Source organism: [Flexibacter] sp. ATCC 35208 (assembly GCF_001975825.1).
Classification (GTDB): Bacteria; Bacteroidota; Bacteroidia; order Chitinophagales; family Chitinophagaceae; genus Chitinophaga.
Window position 1 is genome coordinate 1 of the sequence record NZ_MTKN01000359.1, and the last position, 349, is coordinate 349.

A 349-nucleotide genomic window follows, 5' to 3' on the forward strand; every position below is an offset into this window, starting at 1 on the left:
GTCCAGGTATTGTGTCGTCAGTTTTACCGCTGCAGCAGTATGGCTGGTATCTAATACGGCATCAGCATCTGTTGTGATCATAGCTGGTGTCCAGATATATAAGGAGCTGTAAGCAGTAGTTGTATAAGCGGAAGGTCGTATAACGGGAGTAGCAGCAGTATGTTGGGTGGTAACAGGCACCTGTGCGCTGCCGGGATGGAATATTCCCAGCAGGCAGCAAAATATGATATATATAGATAGATGTTTGTTCATGGGTTTAATTTTTCCAGATAAGAATCATAATAGGAGCGGAATTGCCGGTGAAAGTGATGGTGGAGCCAGATGAAACTGTTTTCTGGGTGCCATTTAC

1 protein-coding gene is annotated in these 349 nt (G+C 44.7%); it reads right to left on the reverse strand.

Features of this window, described 5'->3' with window-relative positions; genetic code table 11:
* The coding region (locus BW716_RS35910; protein WP_143709286.1) for a hypothetical protein at nt 1–252 on the reverse strand (252 nt) is incomplete at its 3' end.
* Nucleotides 253–349 lie beyond the last annotated feature (97 nt).